At 58.7% G+C, this 20,789-nt stretch carries 28 protein-coding genes and 1 tRNA gene; 18 read left to right on the top strand and 11 right to left on the bottom strand.

Annotated features, from left to right (window positions below):
• Window positions 1-115 precede the first annotated feature (115 nt).
• Window positions 116-1,375 carry a protease inhibitor I42 family protein gene (locus BRA49_RS11395; RefSeq protein WP_292386207.1) on the top strand — a complete coding sequence of 420 codons (1,260 nt, stop codon included), beginning with the start codon at window positions 116-118 and terminating at the stop codon, window positions 1,373-1,375.
• Between the two features lie 8 nt (window positions 1,376-1,383).
• Here BRA49_RS11395 and BRA49_RS11390 read toward each other — a convergent pair whose 3' ends face one another.
• Together BRA49_RS11390 and BRA49_RS11385 are read right to left on the bottom strand one after the other, a co-directional pair.
• On the bottom strand, window positions 1,384-2,700 hold the full coding sequence (locus tag BRA49_RS11390) for an amidohydrolase (protein WP_292386206.1): 1,317 nt from the start codon (window positions 2,698-2,700) through the stop codon (window positions 1,384-1,386).
• On the bottom strand, window positions 2,697-3,368 hold the full coding sequence (locus BRA49_RS11385; RefSeq protein WP_292386205.1) for an MTAP family purine nucleoside phosphorylase: 672 nt from the start codon (window positions 3,366-3,368) through the stop codon (window positions 2,697-2,699). Before BRA49_RS11385 ends, BRA49_RS11390 begins: the two co-directional genes overlap by 4 nt.
• A 134-nt stretch (window positions 3,369-3,502) precedes the next feature.
• On the opposite strand from BRA49_RS11385, the gene BRA49_RS11380 reads away from it, so the two are divergent.
• From BRA49_RS11380 to BRA49_RS11340, 9 genes are all read left to right on the top strand, one after another.
• A complete protein-coding gene (locus BRA49_RS11380; RefSeq protein ID WP_292386204.1) occupies window positions 3,503-4,627 on the top strand; it encodes a nicotinate phosphoribosyltransferase in 1,125 nt (374 codons plus the stop codon).
• Between the two features lie 58 nt (window positions 4,628-4,685).
• Window positions 4,686-4,757, top strand: a tRNA-Ala gene (locus BRA49_RS11375).
• 105 nt (window positions 4,758-4,862) lie between these two features.
• On the top strand, window positions 4,863-5,972 hold the full coding sequence (locus tag BRA49_RS11370; RefSeq protein ID WP_292386203.1) for a hypothetical protein: 1,110 nt from the start codon (window positions 4,863-4,865) through the stop codon (window positions 5,970-5,972).
• Window positions 5,973-6,147: 175 nt separating this feature from the next.
• Window positions 6,148-7,149 carry a hypothetical protein gene (locus tag BRA49_RS11365; protein ID WP_292386202.1) on the top strand — a complete coding sequence of 334 codons (1,002 nt, stop codon included), beginning with the start codon at window positions 6,148-6,150 and terminating at the stop codon, window positions 7,147-7,149.
• A 301-nt stretch (window positions 7,150-7,450) separates the two neighbouring features.
• Entirely contained in the window at window positions 7,451-7,579 is a 129-nt protein-coding gene (locus tag BRA49_RS11360) for a hypothetical protein (RefSeq protein ID WP_292386200.1), read from the top strand.
• 194 nt (window positions 7,580-7,773) lie between these two features.
• A complete protein-coding gene (locus BRA49_RS11355) occupies window positions 7,774-8,001 on the top strand; it encodes a hypothetical protein (protein WP_292386199.1) in 228 nt (75 codons plus the stop codon).
• A gap of 55 nt (window positions 8,002-8,056) precedes the next feature.
• A complete protein-coding gene (locus BRA49_RS11350) occupies window positions 8,057-8,269 on the top strand; it encodes a hypothetical protein (RefSeq protein WP_349680910.1) in 213 nt (70 codons plus the stop codon).
• Window positions 8,270-8,574: 305 nt separating this feature from the next.
• Entirely contained in the window at window positions 8,575-8,829 is a 255-nt protein-coding gene (locus tag BRA49_RS11345; RefSeq protein WP_292386197.1) for a hypothetical protein, read from the top strand.
• A 920-nt stretch (window positions 8,830-9,749) separates the two neighbouring features.
• On the top strand, window positions 9,750-10,097 hold the full coding sequence (locus tag BRA49_RS11340) for a hypothetical protein (RefSeq protein WP_292386196.1): 348 nt from the start codon (window positions 9,750-9,752) through the stop codon (window positions 10,095-10,097).
• A gap of 250 nt (window positions 10,098-10,347) precedes the next feature.
• Here the strand turns inward: BRA49_RS11340 and BRA49_RS11335 are convergent, their stop codons facing one another.
• The 4 genes from BRA49_RS11335 to BRA49_RS11320 all read right to left on the bottom strand — a co-directional run bounded on the left by BRA49_RS11335 (window position 10,348) and on the right by BRA49_RS11320 (window position 14,409).
• The gene (locus BRA49_RS11335; protein WP_292386194.1) at window positions 10,348-11,109 is read right to left on the bottom strand and encodes a transglutaminase-like domain-containing protein; all 762 of its coding nucleotides are present in this window, start codon (window positions 11,107-11,109) and stop codon (window positions 10,348-10,350) included.
• 2,198 nt (window positions 11,110-13,307) lie between these two features.
• Entirely contained in the window at window positions 13,308-13,778 is a 471-nt protein-coding gene (locus BRA49_RS11330) for an AAA family ATPase (protein WP_292386192.1), read from the bottom strand.
• A 113-nt stretch (window positions 13,779-13,891) separates the two neighbouring features.
• Window positions 13,892-14,227, bottom strand: a complete 336-nt coding sequence (locus BRA49_RS11325; protein WP_292386189.1) for a type II toxin-antitoxin system PemK/MazF family toxin — start codon at window positions 14,225-14,227, stop codon at window positions 13,892-13,894.
• Window positions 14,212-14,409, bottom strand: coding sequence for a hypothetical protein (locus tag BRA49_RS11320; RefSeq protein WP_292386187.1), 198 nt, complete (start codon window positions 14,407-14,409; stop codon window positions 14,212-14,214). The genes BRA49_RS11325 and BRA49_RS11320 overlap by 16 nt, the downstream gene beginning before the upstream one ends.
• A 174-nt stretch (window positions 14,410-14,583) precedes the next feature.
• Between BRA49_RS11320 and BRA49_RS11315 the strand changes: the two genes are divergently transcribed.
• Both BRA49_RS11315 and BRA49_RS11310 read left to right on the top strand, forming a co-directional pair.
• Window positions 14,584-14,817: a type II toxin-antitoxin system HicB family antitoxin gene (locus tag BRA49_RS11315; RefSeq protein ID WP_292386185.1), complete on the top strand. Its 234-nt coding sequence runs from the start codon at window positions 14,584-14,586 to the stop codon at window positions 14,815-14,817.
• Window positions 14,814-15,038, top strand: a complete 225-nt coding sequence (locus tag BRA49_RS11310) for a type II toxin-antitoxin system HicA family toxin (RefSeq protein WP_292386183.1) — start codon at window positions 14,814-14,816, stop codon at window positions 15,036-15,038. The genes BRA49_RS11315 and BRA49_RS11310 overlap by 4 nt, the downstream gene beginning before the upstream one ends.
• A 54-nt stretch (window positions 15,039-15,092) precedes the next feature.
• Here BRA49_RS11310 and BRA49_RS11305 read toward each other — a convergent pair whose 3' ends face one another.
• The 4 genes from BRA49_RS11305 to BRA49_RS11290 all read right to left on the bottom strand — a co-directional run bounded on the left by BRA49_RS11305 (window position 15,093) and on the right by BRA49_RS11290 (window position 16,773).
• Window positions 15,093-15,230, bottom strand: coding sequence for a type II toxin-antitoxin system HicB family antitoxin (locus BRA49_RS11305; RefSeq protein WP_292386276.1), 138 nt, complete (start codon window positions 15,228-15,230; stop codon window positions 15,093-15,095).
• A gap of 542 nt (window positions 15,231-15,772) precedes the next feature.
• The gene (locus BRA49_RS11300; RefSeq protein WP_292386181.1) at window positions 15,773-16,144 is read right to left on the bottom strand and encodes a DUF86 domain-containing protein; all 372 of its coding nucleotides are present in this window, start codon (window positions 16,142-16,144) and stop codon (window positions 15,773-15,775) included.
• Window positions 16,141-16,458: a nucleotidyltransferase family protein gene (locus tag BRA49_RS11295; protein ID WP_292386179.1), complete on the bottom strand. Its 318-nt coding sequence runs from the start codon at window positions 16,456-16,458 to the stop codon at window positions 16,141-16,143. Before BRA49_RS11295 ends, BRA49_RS11300 begins: the two co-directional genes overlap by 4 nt.
• Before the next feature lie 78 nt (window positions 16,459-16,536).
• A complete protein-coding gene (locus tag BRA49_RS11290) occupies window positions 16,537-16,773 on the bottom strand; it encodes a type II toxin-antitoxin system HicB family antitoxin (RefSeq protein ID WP_292386177.1) in 237 nt (78 codons plus the stop codon).
• A gap of 108 nt (window positions 16,774-16,881) precedes the next feature.
• Between BRA49_RS11290 and BRA49_RS11285 the strand changes: the two genes are divergently transcribed.
• From BRA49_RS11285 to BRA49_RS11265, 5 genes are read left to right on the top strand one after another with little or no spacing between them, the layout of a single operon-like run.
• Window positions 16,882-17,223, top strand: a complete 342-nt coding sequence (locus BRA49_RS11285; RefSeq protein ID WP_292386176.1) for a transcriptional regulator — start codon at window positions 16,882-16,884, stop codon at window positions 17,221-17,223.
• Entirely contained in the window at window positions 17,213-17,743 is a 531-nt protein-coding gene (locus tag BRA49_RS11280) for a hypothetical protein (RefSeq protein ID WP_292386175.1), read from the top strand. The genes BRA49_RS11285 and BRA49_RS11280 overlap by 11 nt, the downstream gene beginning before the upstream one ends.
• Window position 17,744: 1 nt before the next feature.
• Window positions 17,745-17,855, top strand: coding sequence for a type II toxin-antitoxin system PemK/MazF family toxin (locus tag BRA49_RS11275; RefSeq protein WP_292386174.1), 111 nt, complete (start codon window positions 17,745-17,747; stop codon window positions 17,853-17,855).
• Between the two features lie 5 nt (window positions 17,856-17,860).
• Window positions 17,861-18,079, top strand: a complete 219-nt coding sequence (locus BRA49_RS11270; protein WP_292386172.1) for a type II toxin-antitoxin system PemK/MazF family toxin — start codon at window positions 17,861-17,863, stop codon at window positions 18,077-18,079.
• Window positions 18,080-18,100: 21 nt separating this feature from the next.
• Window positions 18,101-18,751 carry a B3/B4 domain-containing protein gene (locus BRA49_RS11265; RefSeq protein WP_292386170.1) on the top strand — a complete coding sequence of 217 codons (651 nt, stop codon included), beginning with the start codon at window positions 18,101-18,103 and terminating at the stop codon, window positions 18,749-18,751.
• 93 nt (window positions 18,752-18,844) lie between these two features.
• On the opposite strand, the gene BRA49_RS11260 is transcribed toward BRA49_RS11265, so the two are convergent.
• Complete coding sequence (locus tag BRA49_RS11260; RefSeq protein ID WP_292386167.1) at window positions 18,845-19,243, bottom strand: DUF3795 domain-containing protein; 399 nt, start codon at window positions 19,241-19,243, stop codon at window positions 18,845-18,847.
• A 700-nt stretch (window positions 19,244-19,943) separates the two neighbouring features.
• On the opposite strand from BRA49_RS11260, the gene nudC reads away from it, so the two are divergent.
• Window positions 19,944-20,786 (top strand): NAD(+) diphosphatase, encoded by an 843-nt coding sequence (gene nudC, locus BRA49_RS11255; protein ID WP_292386165.1) that lies wholly within the window; start codon window positions 19,944-19,946, stop codon window positions 20,784-20,786.
• Window positions 20,787-20,789 lie beyond the last annotated feature (3 nt).

Raw genomic sequence — 20,789 nt, 5'->3', positions numbered from 1 at the left:
TCCACCCGGGCATCGCATATGTAGATTTAAATAAAACTATTTTTATACTATGTCCCATTTCCCTCCGGGAGGAAAACCCGTGAACCATGGATCCTTATATGTCGGATGTATCTGTATGGCCATGCTGCTGGTCGGCGTGAGCGGGGCAGAGGTCGGGGAGCCGGTCCAGGTGACACCGGACGGGAGCGGCCAGGGCCTCGCCGCCATCGACGGCGACCGGATCGCCTGGGTCGACGAGCGGCACGGCGGGAGCGATGTCTACCTCTACGATATCCCCGCCGCGACGGAGACACGGATCACCAACGGGACCGCCGTCCCGCTCTGGCCGGATATCTCCGGGGACCGTATCGTCTGGGAGGATAACCGGTCGGGAGCGCCTGAGGTCCGGCTCTATGACACCGCGGCCGGCACAGAGGTCCGGATCGCCGCCGGAGCCGTCCCGGGGATCGACGGCGACCGGGTCGTCTGGCTCGACAGGGAGGCCGGCATCCGGGCCATGAACCTGACGGACAGCAGCGTCGCCAGCATCTCGTCCGGGCCGGTGCAGGGCGACCCCCTGGTCGTCTCCCCCGACGTATCGGGCGGGACGATCGTCTGGGTGGACAACTTCACCGTCTTTGTCAGCCGGGATGCGGGAGAACCCGTGCCGCTCGGGAACGGCAGCGTCCGGCAGGGCTTCCCCGCGGTCGCCGGCGACCGGATCGTCTGGGCGGAGTTCCGCGACGGCTCCGGCTCGCTCGTCGTCCACAATCTTGCCACCGGTGAGGAGGAGCGGATCCCCGGCGGCCCGTCAGGGGTGGCATCCTCTCCCGATATCTCCGGCGACCTGATTGTCTGGCAGAGTTTCACGGGCCGGGACACCGACGACATCTACCTCTTCGACCTTGCCGCCGGCGAGACCCGGCAGGTCACCGGTGACGACGCGTGGCAGTCCCTCCCGCACGTCTCGGGCAGCCGGATCGTCTGGACGGATAACCGGTCGGGGGAGTGGAACGTCTTCCTCCTCACGCTCGAAGATGCGGCCGGGACCCCGTACGACTTCGGCATCGAGCAGAACGGAGAGAACGTCACCGTCCCGGTGGAGAGCGAGGTCGCGATCAGCCTTGCGGAGAACCCGTCCACCGGCTACTCCTGGAACGCCACGGCTTCACCGGGGCTCACCGTCGCCGACGACCGCTACCGGCCGAACGCAACGCCGGAAGGGGTGGTCGGCGCCGGCGGCACCCGCACCTGGACGCTCGTGCCCGAACAGCCGGGGACCTTCATCTTCTCGGCCGTCTACCGGCGGCCCTGGGAGAACGTGACCGGGACGGAGGACCGGTTCGACCTGACCATAACGGCGGTGGCGGACCTGCTGGACGTGCCGTCCGGGTGAAAAAAGGGTCAGGAGGCCTCTTCGGCGCGCCCGACGAGCGACCGCGCCGCGGCGGCGGCGCCCTCGAGGATCGCCTCCTCGCCCGGCACCGTCCGCTCGTGCATCAGGACCCTTCCCTGGCAGAGGACGGTCATGACCGCGTCGCCGTTGCAGGCGTAGACCAGGTTTGAGCCGGCGTGGTAGAGGGGGGTGTTGCAGACCGCACGGGCGTCGACGAGGACGATATCGGCCGGCGCCCCCACGGTCAGGGTGCCGGGGCCGGTGCCGAGCGCCCGGGCGCCTGCCGCGCTTGCCATCGTGACGGCCTCGCCCGCGGGCAGAAGGGTCGGCGAGTTCCAGGCGAACTTCTGGAGCAGGGCGGCGAACTTCATCTCCTCAAGCATGTCGAGGTTGTTGTTCGAGGAGCAGCCGTCGGTGCCGAGGCAGACGTTCGCCCCGGAAGCTTTCAGCCAGTGGTAGGGCATCGCCCGGTTGACGGCGAGCTTCATGTTGCTTGCCGGGTTGTGGGAGGCCGATACGCCCCGCTGGCCGAGGAGCCGGCACTCGGCCTCGTCAAGCCAGCAGCAGTGTGCCGCGACCGTCCGGGGGGTGAGGCATCCGCACCCGTCGAGGAGCGCCGCGGGGCGTTTGCCGAACTGGGCGACGCAGTCGACGACCTCTTTCTCGGTCTCGGAGAGGTGGACGTGGATGCCGATATCCTGATCTTTTGCATATTCGGCGCACCAGGAGAGGCCTTCGGGGGAGACGGTGTAGACGGAGTGGGGACCGACGGCCGCCCGGATCCGCGGGTTGTTGAGCGATTGTATGTGGCGGACGAGGGTTTCCGTCGCCTTGATCTCAGCCTCGCGCTTCTCGGGGATGGAAAGGTCGATGAACCCGTAGGCGAGCGTCGCCCGCATCCCCATCTCGTCGGCCGCCTCTGCGGCCCGGTCCATGAAGAAGTACATGTCGTTGAACGCGACGGTCCCGCTCTTGATCATCTCCAGGCACGCGAGTCTCGTCCCGGCGTAGACGTCGTCCCCGGTGAGATGGGCTTCAAGCGGCCAGATCTTCTGCGAGAGCCAGTCCTGCAGGATCATATCGTCCGCGTAGCCGCGGAGAAGGGTCATCGCGGCGTGGGTGTGGGTGTTGACGAGACCCGGGACAGCAAGCCGGTCGGAGCCGTCTATGACGATATCGGCGTCGATGGTCTTCTTCGCGTCCTTTCCGATCCCCGCGATCATGCCGGTCTCGTCGATCGCGATGTCCACGGTCGATCCGTCGATGATAGCGCCGGCGATCAGGACCGATCCCCGGGCGGTAAAGATGTCGTCTGATTCGTTCATGCACAGTTCTCCACGATTATCTCAAGAATGCTCTCCATCCTCCGGGCGTTTTTCCGCGAGGTTGCAAGCACCTGCTCAAAGGTCAGGGCTTCCTCCCCGAGGCCGTTTGCGTAGTTGTCCACGGTGCAGACGGCGGCAAACCGCATATCGAGCTCCATGGCGAGCGTCGCCTCGCTTGCGACGGTCATCCCAACGATATCCGCGACCTTCGCAAGCGCCTTGACCTCGGCGGCGGTCTCGAGCCGCGGCCCCCGGGTCTGGGCGTAGACCCCGCCCGTCAGGGCATCGGAGACGAGTTCGCCGAGGGTGCGGATGAGGTCCGCGTCCAACCGGGGGCAGATGTGGCCGATGGTGCATTCGTGGATGGAGGGGATATCGGTGATGCTCAGGTAATCCGTCGGGATGACGATCGAGCCCGGCCGGATTGCCGGCCGGAGGGAGCCGGTGGAGCCGAAGGCGACGACCGTGTCCACGCCGAGGATGGCGAGCGCCGCGAGGCACGCCCGGTAGTTGATCCGGTGCGGGGGGAGGTTGTGCTGGTGACGCATGAGGAGCGCGAAATCCCCGACACGGACCTCCGCCTTCCCGTAGGGGGTGGCGACGGTCCGCATCCGGAGCGGCGGCAGGTCGGCATAGAGGAGGCTCGTGCCCCCGATGATCCCGAGCACTAGATCCACCCCGCCGGGGCATACGCCTGTCCGTGTGACATTCAGTCTATCGGGTCGACGTCTGATGAGAAAATGCCATCTATCCGCGACACGCTCCGGAAGGGTTTACGTCTCCGGCGACGACCGGATCTGGCATGGGCAGGTTTCTGCTGGTCGGCGAGGACGCTATCCGGGATGGGCGGTGCACGGACATCTACTTCCGCCGGGTCAGGGACGTCATGGCACAGGACGGGGTCAACCCGCACGTCACGATGGAGGTGACGGCGGCGGCGCTCCCGGACTCGTGGGGGGTCCTGTGCGGTCTCTCCGATGTCGTCGAGCTCCTGGAGGGGGTGCCGGTGGACGTGGACGCGATGCCGGAGGGGGCCATCTTCGCGAAGAACGAGCCGGTCCTCCGGGTCTCGGGGCGCTACCGGGACTTCGCGGTCTACGAGACGGCGATTCTCGGTTTCCTCTGCCACGCGTCGGGGGTGGCGTCGGCGGCGGCCCACATCCGGCTCGCGGCGCAGGGCCGGCCGGTCTACTCCTTCGGGTCGCGCCGGCAGCACCCGGCGATCGCGGCGATGATCGAGCGGGCGGCCTGGATCGGCGGGGTGGACGGGGCGAGCAGCACCTGTGCGCCGGAGGGGATCCCGCTTGCCGGGACGATGCCGCACGCCTTCGTGATGTGCTACCCGCGGCAGGAGGACGCCTGGCGGGCGTTTGCGCAGGGAGCGGGCCCGGAGGTGCCGCGGATCATGCTCACGGACACCTTCTACGACGAGAAGGTAGAGGCGGTCAGGGCGGCGGCATGCGGGGCGACGGCCGTCCGGCTGGACACGCCGCGGTCGCGGCGGGGGGATATGCGGGCGATCGTCGAAGAGGTGCGCTGGGAGCTCGACGTTCACGGCTATTCAAACGTGAAGATCTTCCTCTCCGGGGGATTGTCGCGCGAGGACGTCGCGGCCTACCGCGACATCGCGGATGCCTTCGGGGTCGGGGGGGCTATCGCGAACGCGCCGGTGATCGACTTTGCGATGGACATCGTGGAGATAGAAGGAAGGCCCTACGCGAAGCGGGGGAAGCGGAGCGGCGCAAAGCAGGTCTATGAGATGGCCGGCCGGCGGGTCACGCTGCCCCTCGCCGCTCCCGCGCCGGAGGGCGGGGTCCCACTCCTCTCCCGCTACATCGAGGGCGGCGTGGTGGTCGCGCGCCCGAAGATGGATGATGCGCGGGAGCGGGTGCTCTCCCGGCTTTCGAGCCTCATTCGCGAGGGATAGGGGAGCGGCCTGCCCCAATCCTTATTATGTGATCACGATCAACATTGTAGGGTAATAGGGGCCGATAGATCAGGGGTAGATCGCTTCCTTGGCATGGAAGAGGCCGCGGGTTCAATTCCCGCTCGGTCCATACTGTTTTCCGGATTGACTTGATATACAGCAATTTTCAAGATACCTTTCACGCTCCGCCGGTATTAGATCCGAATAAGAAACATCTAAATCTACCTGGAACTTAATGGAAATTAACCAGGGACGTGATACTCTGAACCTCCCTTCGCTCATCAGTGATGATAGAGACTTTGACGACATTCAGGAGCTGATCCAGTACCTTGAATGCGAGCGAGGAGACGACCAGGTCAACAGTAACCTCCACATAGTTGCAACGCTATCGATGTTCCAGAATATCGACCAGTTCATCGAGAGTCTCAAAAACTTCCATTTCTCCATCGATAAGAGGGCAGGAAAACTGCTCCTTCTCTCAAAGGAGTCCCAGGATAAACGGATTTACATTTACACGTTCTTCGACGACAGGAACAACGTCCCGCTCTTCATCACGGATGCAAAGAAAACCAACGAGATACCTGACATCCTCTTCACTTATATCAACCGTACAAAGGAGATATCGAATCTCTGGATAGCCCCCAAGGTGATGAAGGAGATCAAAGATAACCTCGCCCGGGAATACCCGGACATGATCATAACCTATTTCTCCGCGAGGAGGGGCCCTAACACCGATATTCACTCCGAGTTCAGGCCTCATGTCAAGAGAGGCATCCAGTATAGGGGGAACGACGGAAAACACACGCTTGAGGAGATGGAATTCTACTACGGTGTGCTACCAAAGATTCTTGAGGTCCAGCTCCCGAACGGCATCGCGTTCCGCATCGACAATAAGGGGATCATAACACTGCGTCACGGACACTTCGCCGGCATCTTCAAGATAATCGAAGAAGTCGTTTCACGGCTTGAAAACGTGAGAGAGGCAATCGGGGAGTCGGGATACTCCATCAGCAAGGTCGGGTCCCGCAGGCAATTCTCGAATGCCATTCAGATCCCCTGGTCAATCGATGTGCCGGTGGAGATGCACTACGATGACGTCTCCCGCTTCTGCAAGGCGATGTGCAGCGAGGAGTGGAATTTTACCGTACTTGAGCAGGTGCTGCTGCCGGGCTCGATGTTCTTCTCCGCCCGGTTGATCGACGAGCACACGGGTTCTCTTCTGGACATCTCGACGACCGGTAGGAAGATCGACGTCTATCCGGTCGAGAAAATAGACATCGGAACATCCATGAGGTTTTTCGAGTTTGTGGTCGAGAATATCGACCATATGGCGACCGTAGGGTGATACCATCCATATTCCTCGTGAGCAGGAAGACTTTCAGGCGTTCTACAAGCGTTCTCCACCTGAAGTCCGCGAGGAACTGGATAAATTAAAGGACAAATATAAAACATACTCCATACCGTCGGCACGAGAGCGGATCGGTGATGCTCTTGAGGACGACAAAAAGCACCACACTCTCGTGAAGCAGTGCGCAAAATCTTTCGCACAGACCGACCTTTCACAGAGATCCGGATACGAATTTTATTTTGCAGAGCCCCTGATCGAGTTCGGCTCCGCAAAGAAGGGAAATCACAACTTCGATCTCTTCCTCTACAACGAAGGCGAAAACCGTGCGATCTTCATCGAGTGCAAATCCTCGATCACCGACGTAAAAAAGACGTTAAAAGAGGTCGGATTAGCCCGGGATATGGTCCTTGAAAAGACGGACTATCTTTCAGAGACCATAGACATCGAGCTCGATCCGGACCGGTTCGAGTACGTGCTCTGCATCAACGAGAAGGACAAGATAAAGATCATCGAGTCCATGAAGGCACAGGGCCAGAAGCCGCATCCCAAATACGACATCGACCGGATAAAAGTCTGGGTTTACGCCCCGCGGTCTCAACTGATACAACTTCTCCTCGAATGCTCGCATGAGAATTCAGCGTTAAACGAGATGCTGCAGGCGGGTTTCGGCGATCAGGACCTCCACCAGCAGTATGAACTCCCCTACTGTTATTCGACGAACCCCTACCGGCTCATCCAGCTGGCAATCATCGGGGAGTGCTACCGAAAGAACCTGTTCGATGACGGTATCGAAGATCCGAAGCTCATCCAGAAGAGCGCGGTGCTCTCGACCCTGATGGCTAACATCTCGCTGGGCGTTTCAGACGATCGGAAGGCACGGATGGTGACGGAGAAGTTACGAACTGTCCTCGAATACGGGCAGAAGTATCAGCTGTTCGATGAAGTCGATGCCGATGCTATCCGGCTCAACTGCCGGGGATCCAGACTCCGTGCCGTTCTTGAGAATATCGAGGCAAAATTTATTGAGCGATGGGTCGACGAGAAAGCCGGTGCGGAGGGGGAGCGACTCGCACTTGAGGACTACCGGACGAGTGCTATGAGGGATCAGTCCACGCTGTCTGAATTTTTCGAAAGAGACGATACCTCTACTGAAAGAGATGGATCAGGCGTCTGATAAACATCATGGGAATTTTCTCAACACTCTCTTTCAGGCTCTCGATATAGACCTCGACGGCCTCCCGTGCCATTGTTATCGCCTCATACAGCCGGGCGAGGGCCGGCACGGTGACGGTATACCTGCCTTCCGGCTCTCTCCAAGAGGAGAATTCAGGAATTCAGGCATCTCATCATAGTGCACCCCTGCTCGTGATAGTGCATTCCTTGTGATAAAGGGTATCCGTGCAGTATCCCATAGCGCTACCGTCCGTTTTTGGATCGACAAGAAAGCATATGTAGAATCGAAACAAGCAGGTTGTATGGCAAAGAATCAGCGTGCGGATGTTAAGAACCCCAACAACGCCTCACACAAGGCTGCAGTAGACAACAGGGCAAATCAGCTCAACCCGAACAACACAGCCACAAAGTCCGGCAGATGTAAGAAGTAAGCACCTGAAAAACGTCCTATCATTCTCAAAAACCATCTAGAACCTAAGATCCACACTCTTTTGAGTAAAGGATATTTCTTAGAACTCCAGGAATGGAGAAAAAGCGGAAGACCTATCGCCCCTTCCCCGGATTGTAGACTCACATCCCAGGTGTCCAGGACCCACCCACTCACCCCGGTGCCAACATTGTAAATATGACGAAAGTTTACAATACTATCATGGCTGCAACGAAAAGAATCCCCGTTTCGGAAGGGGTCTGGGCGGCGATCTCCGAGCTGAAGCACCCCGGCCAGACCTTCGACGACCTCCTCTCACAGATGGTGGAGCAGGAGAAGAAGCGCCGGTTCATCGAGGATATGGACCGTATCGAGGCCGATGGGGATTTCGTGGAGCTGGACTTTGACGTTCCGGATACTGATTAACCGCAGGGCCCTTGAGAGTATCCGGAGCCTCAGCGAAAAGAGCCGGCGGATCGTCATGGAGAAGCTGAAAACTCTTCAGGAAGACCCGTTCCCCGGCAGCGGAAGCGACAAGGAGCGCCTGTACGTGCACGGGCGTGAGGACACCTATCGACTTCACATCAGCCGGACATTCACGGCATTCTATCGCATCCATGAGCAGGAGCTGGAAGTCCATGTTCTTGCCGTGATGTCAATCGAGCAGGCGCATAAACGGTACGGATGGTTCTGACCTCCTTTCATGTTACCAACTGTTCCGGCACCTCTCCTGAAGAACGATCCCCTCCGCTCCCGGGATTACCTGCTGTCGCGGTCCGTTGTCATTCTTCCGGTCTCCTGTCCGGGTGCCGCTGTATATACCGGCATTGAGATGATGCCGGCCCCTGCCCGGATAATAACGGATTTGTTAGGTAACAGACTTGTTATACACCGGATCTGTCAGGTGTCGTACATGCTGCCCATAGGAGGCCCCGCAACAGGCGACGATTTCGTCGACCGCGAACGCGAGACCGCCTGGACCCGGCAGCGGCACGGAGGATGACGGCCGGGTTCCTGAAGCGGCTCGCCGGGGCAGGGGAGGTCTCCGCGGTCGGGAGCGCCGTTCGCGAGATCGTTCTCTCCGGGGGGGCCGGGTGGGAGGGGTTCCTGAAGCCGGTCGCGGATGCCGTGGCGATCGTCGAGGCGAAGGATACGAGGCTGTATTACACGAGGCTGCAGCCGGAGGAGCGGGCGGTCGTTGCCGGGATTGTCCGGGCGATCACGGGGTCGGAGGAGCTGGGGGTGGGGGGTTAGGGGTTGTGGGTTTGTTTGGGGGCGAGGTCTTTCGTGCCGGCGCCTTTTCACTGCTCTCTCCCCGTTGGTGACAGACCCGGAATGGCCGGCTCGGTGACGGTATCCCGGCTTTGCAAGTAGGCCCCGGGGATCGTCCCCCCGATCCTGGCGAATATGAAGTGAGCCGGGAGCTCCAGCGCTCTTCTGCACTCATTACCTGAATGTTCTGGTCCGGGGCGGGAAAGAGGTGTCGATGTCGTTCGCGGGGGTTTTGGGGGGTGTCCGGGGGCGTTACCTAGGGGTGGGCGGGGGTACGGGTTCGGGTCTGGGTTGGCCGATCTTGTTTGCGGAGGAATAAACATAGCGGACTGAGTTCCGGAAGTAGCATATCAGATTAACGTGTCAAGGGATTTGCTGGCGTTGCCGACGCGGTTTTTCATGTAGTCGTAAATTTCCGGGGGAATTCTGGGGAGACGCTTCCGAATATGCCGACATTCGGTTTTTCGCCGTACTCCTCGTCTTTGCTGTAACCGTCAAGTGGTGCATATGCACTCAAAATAATATGCTTACACTCCAAGGTAGGGTTGCACTATCGAAAGATACCACAGTTGAGTAAGTATTGAATTGGATTTGAAGAAATTCGAAAGAAAATGACTAGGAGCAGTTTTCAGCGGATACAGAAGTGCTATTAGAGTGTCAATCTATCATCTTCGCGGTTTTCTTGAAGGGCGTTTTCCCGCCCCACAACCACACGGCTGGGTTGTATGGCCTGAACCGTTACAGTTTCTGCAGACAAAACCGAGTATATCTTTCCCTTTTCCTTCACAGACGCCACAGACAAGCAACCCAGTATCAAAACACCTATTACACCTATAATTTACCATACTACCAATCACCTTTTAACAACGTTTAAATATTTTAAATTTTTCTTTTCAGAATGTATGGGATGGACGCAGTGGGTGAGAGTTGCAGATGAGAGTGAATACCTTCCTGAAAACACTCCCCAATGGGAGGGGCCAGCGTGCTACGAACTAGGGGTTAAAACGATGAGAGGCAGAAAACATGAGATAATGTATGTTGGTGAAACAGGCAATTTAAGAGCAAGGATCTCAACCTATGCGCGAGATAGTTCTCATTTGGGTAATTTAATTGACAATGAGCTACGTTTGGGAAAATCTCTATACTACCGGTTCCAGAGGAAAGTTTCAAAAGAAAATGCAGTGATAATGCAAAATAACCTCCTAGCAAGATATGATTATCCCTGGAACTACCAACGCAACTGTGATTAAACGGCAATTTCAACTATATCGCTCAGAAATGAAGTGGTCGAATATTATTCCTTTTCGGACTTTTGTACGCAAGTATAACCCCAACTACAACGGATAGTAGTTTACTTAGAACTCCATTGTCGCTCAGATTCACCACTTCACTCCACCATCATAGCAGATTCACCAAACTCAACACTGAAATCAACTATAAGCACTACAATGGTGCAATGGTCTTCCACACTCGATCAATGGGACCATGAATGACTAGATTTCAAAGTCCATATCTTCGTGCAATCTCAATATATCGGGTGATGTGGAAATAACTGCCGGGATTTTTCTGGTAACTATGTAAATCTCTTGTATCAAACCACTCCTGGTGTACGCTATCAAATGACGCCCCACCACAGATGGGGATTAACTTTGGAATGGACTTAAGCTGGATGAAAGGAAATCCATACTCCTTGGAACTTACGTAGTACATTTGGTCATCGGTGACTAGGTTTACTCCCGTTGTCTCAACAAAAGCGTATTCAGTGTCATGGTAGCCATATTCGGGAGGGCATTTAATCCCAACAGTCATGTGGTTCTCCTCATCGAAACGGAACAATGCAACTCCTAATCCCAATTCCTTAAGGAGAAATGCTAGTAATAGAGACTTCTCAGAGCAAATCCCTTTGTTGTCATAAATGACTTCGTATGGAAATCGGATGGGACAGTCCGGATTATATCGGAGATCATACCTCACTTTGTCGTGGTCATAGGGAATACGCTGAACAATGTTGATCGCAATCCTCGCCATCCCATCGATGCTATCCGCTCCCTGCATGATCTGGAAAATGAGGTCATCGAGGTGTCGACGCTGTACAGAATCATAAAGATAGTCCTGGTATGATTCTGGCCTATCGTAGTATCCCTTGCCTGCAAAATACGTTTTGATTTTCCGATAAACATCTATCCGAATTTTATACCCTATCCCATCAAGGGTATAGTAGATGACTCGGGGTTCTACCTGCAGATCTTCGTTCTCTGTCATACGCGCTATAGCGAGTTTCAGGTGTTGTTCACCATCTACGGTTTTTCTTAGGTTCGACCCATCTCTTCACCTTGCCGCATCGGAGACACCTCTGCTTCATGTCGACAACGTTTGAAGAAAATTGGCTGTAGCCATGTGCTCTCCCCCACTTATGAAGGCCAATCCGACACAGAATCCTACCTATTCCATTCATTCTTTCACTTACCCAAGATTCCAGGTTGAAATGCAAATTTATTGCCGTATATGGGCTCTACAGTAGCCTGCTTTTTCGCCGACGATATGATTGATAAAAAGGATTTTTGGGCCCTGACGCTTGGAGATACAATATGGGTGTCAGAATGGATTATTGAGGGAACTATATGAAATTGTTTTCCCATATCACTCACTTACGAGCGTATTTTTTTCCAAACTCCTTAAGTGTTTTCATATCACTGGATAAACCTGGTTCAGCGTGTGCAACCCTTATCGCACCCCCTCCCCCTATTCCACTCCCGCACCAGCCGGAATAACACCTTCGAAGCCTGATGGCTTCTCATGCTCGCTCTTGCTCGCACCTCCCACCTGACGGTGCTCATGCTCCGATTCTGCGAACCGTCGCACTTTGCACCTAATGGTGCTCGAACTCCTGCTCCGCACCTTCGGTGCTCATGCTCCGGCCCTTCAGGCCATCGCACCCTACGGACAGTCGTTCCTCACACACCCCCGCCTGCGCCTCCCGGGACCGGTACACCGCCCTCTTCCCCCCCCGCAGACCTCGCGCCGGCCGATCGGGTGGTTTCCCCGGAGCCCCGCACTCCCGATTACATGCCGGTTACATACCCAGCAAAGCGATATCCGAGGAGATAGGACGATACAGTGCTCGGTCCGGAGTTTTACGAAGAGGGAAGGCCCGGCTCTATGAACCATGATGTACATGCCGGGATCATTGTGGATTACATACCCGTTACATACCCAAAACTAACTATCATTGACGCATTTCCAGGAATTCCCCTAAAAATTGATTTTTCCAGATCGGGAGCGGAACGATCCGTACATGCGGATTACATATCTCATGCCCAGTACGGGACATACCTTCTGGATCTATTGGATCGAGTTTCCGGGTCCTGCAGTCGAATCAGACCTGCCTCCATTGTATCGCCGATAATGCGGGAGGCAATAGGGTAATTCTGATTCGGGGAAGTCGTTCACCTCACCCCCTCCCCCCAATTCCACTCCAGCACCAGCCGGGCATAACACCCTCGCACCGGCCGATCTCCACCTTCACCCGGGCAAACGCTCGGTGATCGAGGACCCTCGGCAGGGGCTACACCTTCGCCGGCCGCTTCGCCTTCTTGAGGCAATCGTAACAGAGGTAGACCCCTCCGCCGGCCCCGCAACACCCGCGACGTCGGCCTGCCGGTTGCAGATGCAGGCCCGGGCTCGTCTTTTGCGGCCGGGGAGGGGGGATGTACTCAGTGGGGTTGATCGGTGGCAACGCTGGCAGCACAGTGGCAGCACGTTGGCAGCAGGTGCTGCCAATCAATGCATCAGTATTTGAGCCAGAATCCAGATTTCCGGCACTATTAGAGGCATCCTCCAGATCATTGGCAGCAGTGCGGAAAACACACGCACCCCGGCTATCACCGGGAGTCCTGCTATCCATGCTCTCCGTTCTCTTATTCTGCTGTACATGTACGTACATAGATCGATCTATATCAGGATCCTGAACGTCTTTCCCGGAACTCTTCTCGCTCCTGCCGTTCTCTTGTTGGCAGCAGTTGCTGCCATTCTGCTGAAACATGCTGCCATTGCTGCCATTGTCAGGGTCTTCGTCCAGCCAGACGGAGGCCCCCACCCCAGGCCCGGTAGACCTCGTTGTCGAACGTGAAGTACTGCTCCCGGCAACAGACCGTGGTCCCGCACCCGCCCTCCGTCACCGCGGTGTCGTAGAGGCTGATCGCCGGGCACTTCTCCGGCAGGCCGGAATAGGGCGCCGTGCATCCGGGCAGTCTGAAACGACCACGGGCTGGCCTGGACCCTTTCCGGCAACACCGGGAGCACCAGGGCTGCCGCGGATCTCATACTCGATCCTGCCAGAGTGGGGGTTCATCGCCCGGTGCGCTACCATATCCCTGTATCCACACGTTACCCGCACCCGGCAGGGCACCCGCGTTGATCCGGAGCAGGGGCGGTGCCCGATCTGCCAAAACTCCGTGCTGCTATCCACACCCGGCATCATGGTCGTTCCTCGTGCAGGATGTACTGCGTCTTCTTCCTCGACGGTGCTCTCCGCTCCAGAATGCCGAGGTCGACAGAGCCTTGAGTTCCTTGAGCGTGGTCGTCGCCGCAACGCCGGTGAGAGGCTGATAGCCGCTGTTGGTGATGCTCCGGTAGACCGTGAGCGGTGTATGGTCGTGGCGGCAGTTGATGTGGGCCGGGACGACCTGCCGGGTCTCCTCCCGGATCATGGAAAAGATCCGGCGGACGGTGGTGGTCTTCCCGGTCCCCGGTGGCCCGCGGAGGATGGCAGAGAGGGCGCTCCCGCCCCGGAGCGTGGGGCTGATGAGGAAGGCGAGTTCCCTGATCTGGGCGTCACGGTGGTGGAGGTGCTCGGGGACGAACGTGAGCTCGAAGATGTCCGGGTCCCTGAAGAGGGTCTGGTCGCTACGGAGAAGAGAGGAATGTGTCATAAAAGAGACTGGAGAAGAGGTAGTAGATAACGAGGAGCCGTGCGCGGGTTGGGAGTGAAGGGGGACACGAAGGCCGTATCTGCAGGTTCCCGGCGGAAAGTAGGGGCAAGAAGTTAACCTGCCTGCAAGATCTCAATGATCCGATCGGTGACCGACATGACGGCCAGGTCGTTGAGACGTCCAGCTCGATAAAGAATCAGGTCGACACTGGCAGAAAACAGCCGGTTCGGCCGGATATTGCTCGGTTTGTGGAGTGTTCCCTCTGCAAAGTCGAGGTCGGTAATACCGACGGCGTAGCGATCCCGGACCTGCTGACTCGTGATCTGGCAGAGAATTACATCGTCTCCTCCGGGCGCCGCAACGACAAGGGCCGGCCGCCGCTTCACCGTCGACAGATCCGAGAAGGGAAACGGCACAACGATAACATCTCCCTTTACAAATCGCTCCACGCCTCGTCCTCCTCGGGCCGGAGCCAATCTTTCCGGAGCACGGGCTCGCTCGCGAGCGCGGTGTCGGGGGCGGCCTTCCTGCGCCGGGACTTGAGGAACCGGATGAAATCGAGCACCTCACCGTATGTCCGGGGCGGCAGGTCATCGAGCTCGCTGATGATCTCCTCTTTTACCTGAGTCATGGCAGCCTCACCTCTGCGGTCTATGATCCTCTGGTGCTTCAATCTACATATCTCTGTCTGAAGAAAGGTCATTTATCGGGGTGATCCATGCCCCTCTGCGAGCCGTACCTACTGCAGAATCACCGCCATAACCCCTATATAGTCTCGTGGACAATCCTCCACAGGAGGGATCGCGTGTCGGAAACTCGTCTCCGTTATACGGTTCTTATGGAACAAAATGAGGATGGAGGGTATACCGTAACGGTACCGTCCCTTCCGGGATGTGTCAGCGAGGGGTCTACCTGGGAAGAGGCGCTGGCGCATATCGAGGAGGCGATCGCAGGATACGTCGAGGTGGCCAGGAAACTCGGCAAACCAATCCCGGTTGAGGTCTCCGTTCCCTTGAACACGAGCAACGCCGGGACATGAAACTTCCGAGAACCACCGGTGCAAAGGTGGTCGGTGCTCTCAGGAAAGCCGGGTTCGAGGTGGTCGGCACCCGGGAAAGCCATCACTACCTCTATCACGCGCAGCGTGACGTCATCGTCACTGTTCCCGTGCATCCCAAACAGACCCTTGCGCCCAGGACTCTTCAGACGATTCTTTTTCAGGCCGGGATCACTGTCGACGAGTTCCGGGCACTCCTGTAGTCTGTTGCCCGTTCGTTCTCCTGCCGGTTCCCGGTAGAAAGTAGCGGCAGGAGGTTACTCTGCCTGCAGGATCTCGACAGCCTCCCGTGCCATCGCTATCGCCTCGTCGACGGTCTCTCCGGACGTGACGCAACCGGGGAGGGCCGGCACGGTGACGGTATATCCGCCTTCCGGCTCCTTCCGGAGGAGGATACGGTAACTGACAGGTTTTCATCGCATCACGTCCCTGCTCATGATGATACACTCCCCGAGGATCTAAGAGGTCTCCGTGCGTGTACCACCTCGCCCGAATCACTCACCGCGGAACGGCATCTGCGAGGTCGTAGATGAGAATGTTTGTATCGAGCAGGTACCGTTTCATGTCCGGTCCCACTCGTCCCGCAGATTCCGGACCTCAGCCTCCAGGTCGAGATCCAGGTCCCGATATATCCCCCGGTATCTCGCGGGCTCGGCAACCCCGACAGGTCTGTCTGCAGGTTTTCCGGCGGTCAGGCTCTCCTAGAGGTCAATGGGCACGATAACGTCGGTCTTCCTGCCTTCTGCGGCACAGATATAGTGCATTCCCATGCCGGACACTCCAGATTATGCGTATGTGAGCGCTCCGGACAGATTATAGTTGTCCTGCTCTAACCCCTTCATTGAGGGGTCATCCATTTCTCTCACCTCACGCTCCAGGATAAACGCTCCCTGATGCCCCCGTTGCCGTAGGGATCCCGACCGTGAGGGCGAGCTGCTCACGGATCCAACGGAGACCCGCTCGCGGTCAGGTCATCGCGGAGGGCCTGCATCGCGGATCTGAGAGGGGGGAGATCATCATGGATCGTCCTCCAGATGATCGCCCTGTTGATCCCGAAGTAGGCGTGGATCAGTTTGTCGCGCATACCGGCCATCTCGGTCCAGGGGTTTCCGGGATAGTTCTCCCTGACCGATCGGGGAATACACTTCGCCGCCTCGCCGATCACTTCCAGCGCCCGCGTGACCGCGTAGACGGTCTTGTCGTCCTCGGAGAACTCCTCATACGACATGCCCCGGGTGAAGATCTCGATCTTCTCGACGGCATCAAGGATATCGTCCAGGTAGTCGAGCGTGCTACGCGGGGCCGTCATACGTAGATAACCTCTTTTAAGATGCGGCGGCCGATACGGGGCTTGAGCGCGCTCCTTTCGACAAGATCCACCGGTCTACCGAGGATCTCGGACAGGTGCCGCTCAAGCCTGAGATACCCGAAGATCCCCGGCACCTCGGAGAACTCGACCAGGATGTCCACGTCGCTTCCCTCGTGCTCCTCGCCACGCCGGCACGAGCCGAAGATGCCGATGGATCCGACGTGGTAGGTCTCCTCCAGGTGCGCCTTGTTCCTTCGGAGAATGCCGATGATCCTCGCACACTCCCCGCCGGCCTCGCGGGTGACGGTATCCATTCCTGATCGGGATATGCGTCTTCCTCTCTAGTATAGGTATCCCGGGGTACGCCGGTTCACGGGGTCCGGCCCGGGCGTTCATCCCGGGACTTCGACGGTGAGCCTGTGTTCCAGGCCACCCTTCTTCGGTCGGAATCTCTTCCCCCTCTCCCGCAGGCTCTCGATATAGACCTCGAGGGCCTCCCGTGCCATCGCTACCGCCTCATCGATGGTCCCCCTGAGCGTGACGCGAGCACGGGCGAGGGCCGGCACGGTGACGGTGTACCCGCCCTCCGGCTCCTTCCGGAGGAGAATGCGGTAGCTAGCAGGTTTCATCGCATCGGGTCCCCTGTAAGAACACGGGGCCCGTTGACACTTAAGGAGCACCGCCCGAACCCTTTATCACCCCGGACTCCAACATCTACTCAAAGTTGAAAGTTGCCTATGCCTGACGATCTGATAGCAATCGTGGAAGAGTCCGAGGACGTGAACAGCGCCCTCATCTCCCGGGTGCGCCTGGAGATACTCTGGGCGCTCTCCGAGCTCGGCGAGGACGGGGCCACCGCACGGCAGCTCAAAGCCGGGCTGAACCTGAGCGACGGCGTGCTCTACGCAAACCTCAAGAAGCTCGTCGAGATGGGATACCTCCGCTCCGAGAAGGTGACGCTTGAGGAGAAGGAACTCGACCTCTACGCCATCACCCCGGAAGGGCTCGCCGAGTGGCAGCGTGTCCGGGGCTGGCTCTGCAAACTCCTGGGCTGCGCAGGTGATCACTGTGGACGATAGAAGCAAAGTCATTGCCTGCTTCCGGGAGGCGGGGTTCCGGATGGACAAAGACCTCTTCGAGCACCGGCTCATCGCCCAGAAGCTCGTCTACCTGCTGAAACTGAAGGGCATCGAGTTCGCGTATCCGTTTCGCCTCTACGTCCGGGGACCCTACTCGCCGGACCTTGCACGGGAGTATTACCAGCACGCCGACGAGTTTTCCCGGTGCGAGACGGCGAGCACACTCTCCCCCGCCGAGGCGGATTCGGTTGCCGAACTCACTGCTCTCTTCGACAAAAGCCCGTCCCTGCTTGAGATCGGGGCGACCTACGGGTATCTGGCCTACGAGATGCACCAACCGCCACAGCAGGCGTACCGGACTGTCAGGAGGATGAAGTCCTTCTATTCGAGCGAGCAGATCGTCAAGGGTGTCAACCGGGCGAAGCAGTACCTCTTCGTCCCCACCGATGAGGAGAAGGCGGCGCTCGACGCCGAGTTAGAGGAGTGGCAGCGGGCCAGTATCCGGTCGATGAGGCATTAGGATGCGCCGGAGCAGGGGCGATATCTGGTTCGTCGATCTCACCGACGCACGGGGGCACGAGCAGAGCGGGCTTCGGCCCGCCGTGATCCTCGCGTCGCCTACGGGGGTATAACCATCGTGGTCCCGCTGACGACGACCCCGGCGGCTTTTTCATTCCCGCACATCCATGGCATCGAGAAGAGTGCGGAGAACGGGCTCTCCTCCGACAGTGCTGCGCTGGTCTTCCAGATTGTTGCTCTCTCGCAGGACCGTTTCGTCAGGAAGATCGGAGAGTGCGCGGCCGAGGATATGGAGGCGATAAACGTCATTCTGAAAGACCTGCTCTCGCTGGGATAGCAGGCAGGAACGGTACGAACTATGAAGATGCATAAGGAGATTCTTGCCGCCTTCCCCGGTCTCTCGGTTGCGGAGGGTGATGTCGGACCGCTCTCGATTCAGGAGAAGAGCCCGCGCCTGGAAGCCCTGAGAGACGAGACCGTCCAGTCAATAAGAGAACGATATACGCTGGAGAGGATCAAAGATGAACCTCTCTTCAGGGCGTACAGGGACTTCTTCTGGAAGGTGGGCGTCGATCCGACCAAAACGCGGCCCGCCTCGGAAGCGCTGGTGAGAAGGATCCTGGCCAAAAAGATGCTCCCGGCGATCAACACCGCGGTGGACGCCTATAACCTGGCCTCGATTCGCACAGGCATACCCATCGCCGCGTTTGATGCCGATACCCTGGCCGGGGACCTCTCTATGCAGTTTGCAGAAGAGGGCGAAGAGTTCCTCGGCATCGGGATGGCAGCACCCGTCATGCTCCATAAGAACCAGGTCATCCTGACAGATGACGACGAGATCGTCGCCGTCTACCCGTACCGGGACTCGGATGCAACAAAGATTACCCTCGCCACAAAGACGGTACACATTGTGGCATGCGGCGTGCCGGGGGTTGAGAGAGAGAAGGTGCATTCGGCATACGAACTGGCTGTTGCATACCTGCAGGAATACGCTTTGGGCACCCGGTGAATCTTCGACCACCGTCTATTGCCCGGCAACCGGGATGGCCGGGGGAAGCGACCGGAGGTCGACCTGGAGAATAGCGCGGGCGGTGCTCCCCCCTCACCACGCCCGGCCGCAGCGCGGGCAGCGATCCCGGTGAACGGAGAGGATCGAACCGCACTGCGGGCATCTCCAGCGGACCTCCTCCTGCTCGACGAACGCCGCGACGCCCCGCTCCCGGATATCGCGGAGGTTCTCCAGCATGCTCATCCGGTACTTTGTCGTGTAGCGCTTATCAAGGCGTCTCAGCCGCGGGCAGGGATATCCGGCGCAGTCGTAGCAGTAGTCTCCCGTGCGGTCTTCGCAGGTCCTGATCCTGCATCCGGCGCAGTACCGGGGCAGTCTGCCGGCATCCTCCGTCCGGCAGCCGGGACAACGGTTCTTCTCCCGGAGATAGCCGATGCAGAGCCCGCAGTTCATTCCGCAGGGGGCGATCAGGCCGGGAGAGAGGGGGGTCATGATCTCCCGTATGATCGCGGCAGGGCAAGAACGTTCTCTTTTGGGTCCGCCTCAGGACGAAACGGAGGTGACCACCAAGCACCGCACGTATCCTCCTTCATCGGAGACCTCGACCGATGACCCGCCCGAGGATGATCGTTCCCGCACACCCAGGGCGTCGAGGCCTTTTTGCCCGGGTGCCGCCGTATCCGTGCCGGTTCTTCCCGGGACGTGCCCGCAGGAGGTGCGTCCCGGACCGGCGGCGATGTACGTCGCATCCCGTATGACGCAGCGCTTGACGGTGAGACCCGGTGCTCCGAGTTGCCGCTGGAACCCAGCCCGGATAGCAGCGTCTCTCAAGCGATTCTCATCGGAGACAGTCATCTTCGGAACGTCTCGCCGGTTTGAGGGCGCAGGGGGCCCACCCGGGCGAGGCCTTTCCTGCCGGGGCCCTCTCCCCGCCTTCACCCGGACGCGACATGAGTTGTGTGCATGCTCCGCCGTACTCCAATATTTAAATATCATAACTAACAGTTACTAACTAACCGGCAGTTATAATATAATCAAGGGATGTACTATTGGTGAGACTACCTTCGGGCAGCCTGGAGATACGCCTCCCGGTTGGGGGAGGGATGGATCAGATAGAGACTCAACGGAGAGAAATCCCGTGGGAACGTGTATAGAAGGGAAAAACTCGGAGTCACGGGAATCGGGGGCTATCATGGAGCATAAAGCAACATTTGCAGTCAACTGCCTGCACAGGCAGTACCCGGAACCGGACCGGCTCCCGGACGACGCATGCCTGGTGTTTGTCCGCGACGGGGGAGTCTGCGTCAGGAACGGCAGCGCGCCGACTATCTTTGAGGGAGTATGCCCGGAAGGGCTGAAGAGGGATGCCCAATATCTCGGCCACCGGGGACCGGTTGCCTGTTATGCCGTCGAGGTCCCCGGCGACCTGCCCCTGCCCGACGGGCTGGCACATTCCGGCGTACGCGAACTTGCCGGCCTCATCCCGGACGAGGAACTTGCCGTTGCCGGGCTTGCGGTTCAGATCATCGATTACGACAGGAACACCCGGTTCTGCGGGAGGTGCGGCACACCAACAGAACCTGCACGGACCGAGCGGGCCAGAGTCTGCCCGTCCTGCCACCGGATCGTCTATCCCCGGCTCTCCCCGGCGATCATCGTGCTGGTAAGAAAGAACGACGCCATCCTCATGGTCCGGGGAGTCAGGGCGCCACCCGGCAGGTACAGCCTCGTTGCCGGTTTTGTCGAGCCCGGCGAGACGATCGAGGATGCCGTGCGCCGCGAAGTCCGCGAAGAAGCGGGGATCGCGATCAAGAATGTCCGGTATCGTGCAAGCGAACCGTGGCCGTTCCCCGATTCACTCATGATCGGGTTCGTCGCCGAGTACGACGGAGGAGAAATTGTCCCGGACGGTGTTGAGGTCGAGAGCGCCGTATGGGTTGACCGCGACCATCTCCCGGCTCTTCCTCCGAGACTCAGCCTGACCCGTGCGCTCATCGACGACTGGGTAGCGTCGCAGGGTCCGGAACAGGAATGAAGG

Source organism: Methanoculleus sp. UBA430, from assembly GCF_002506585.1.
GTDB lineage: Archaea > Halobacteriota > Methanomicrobia > Methanomicrobiales > Methanoculleaceae > Methanoculleus.
The sequence above is the reverse complement of the archived record's forward strand: the minus strand, read 5'-3'. Positions and strand labels throughout refer to the sequence as shown.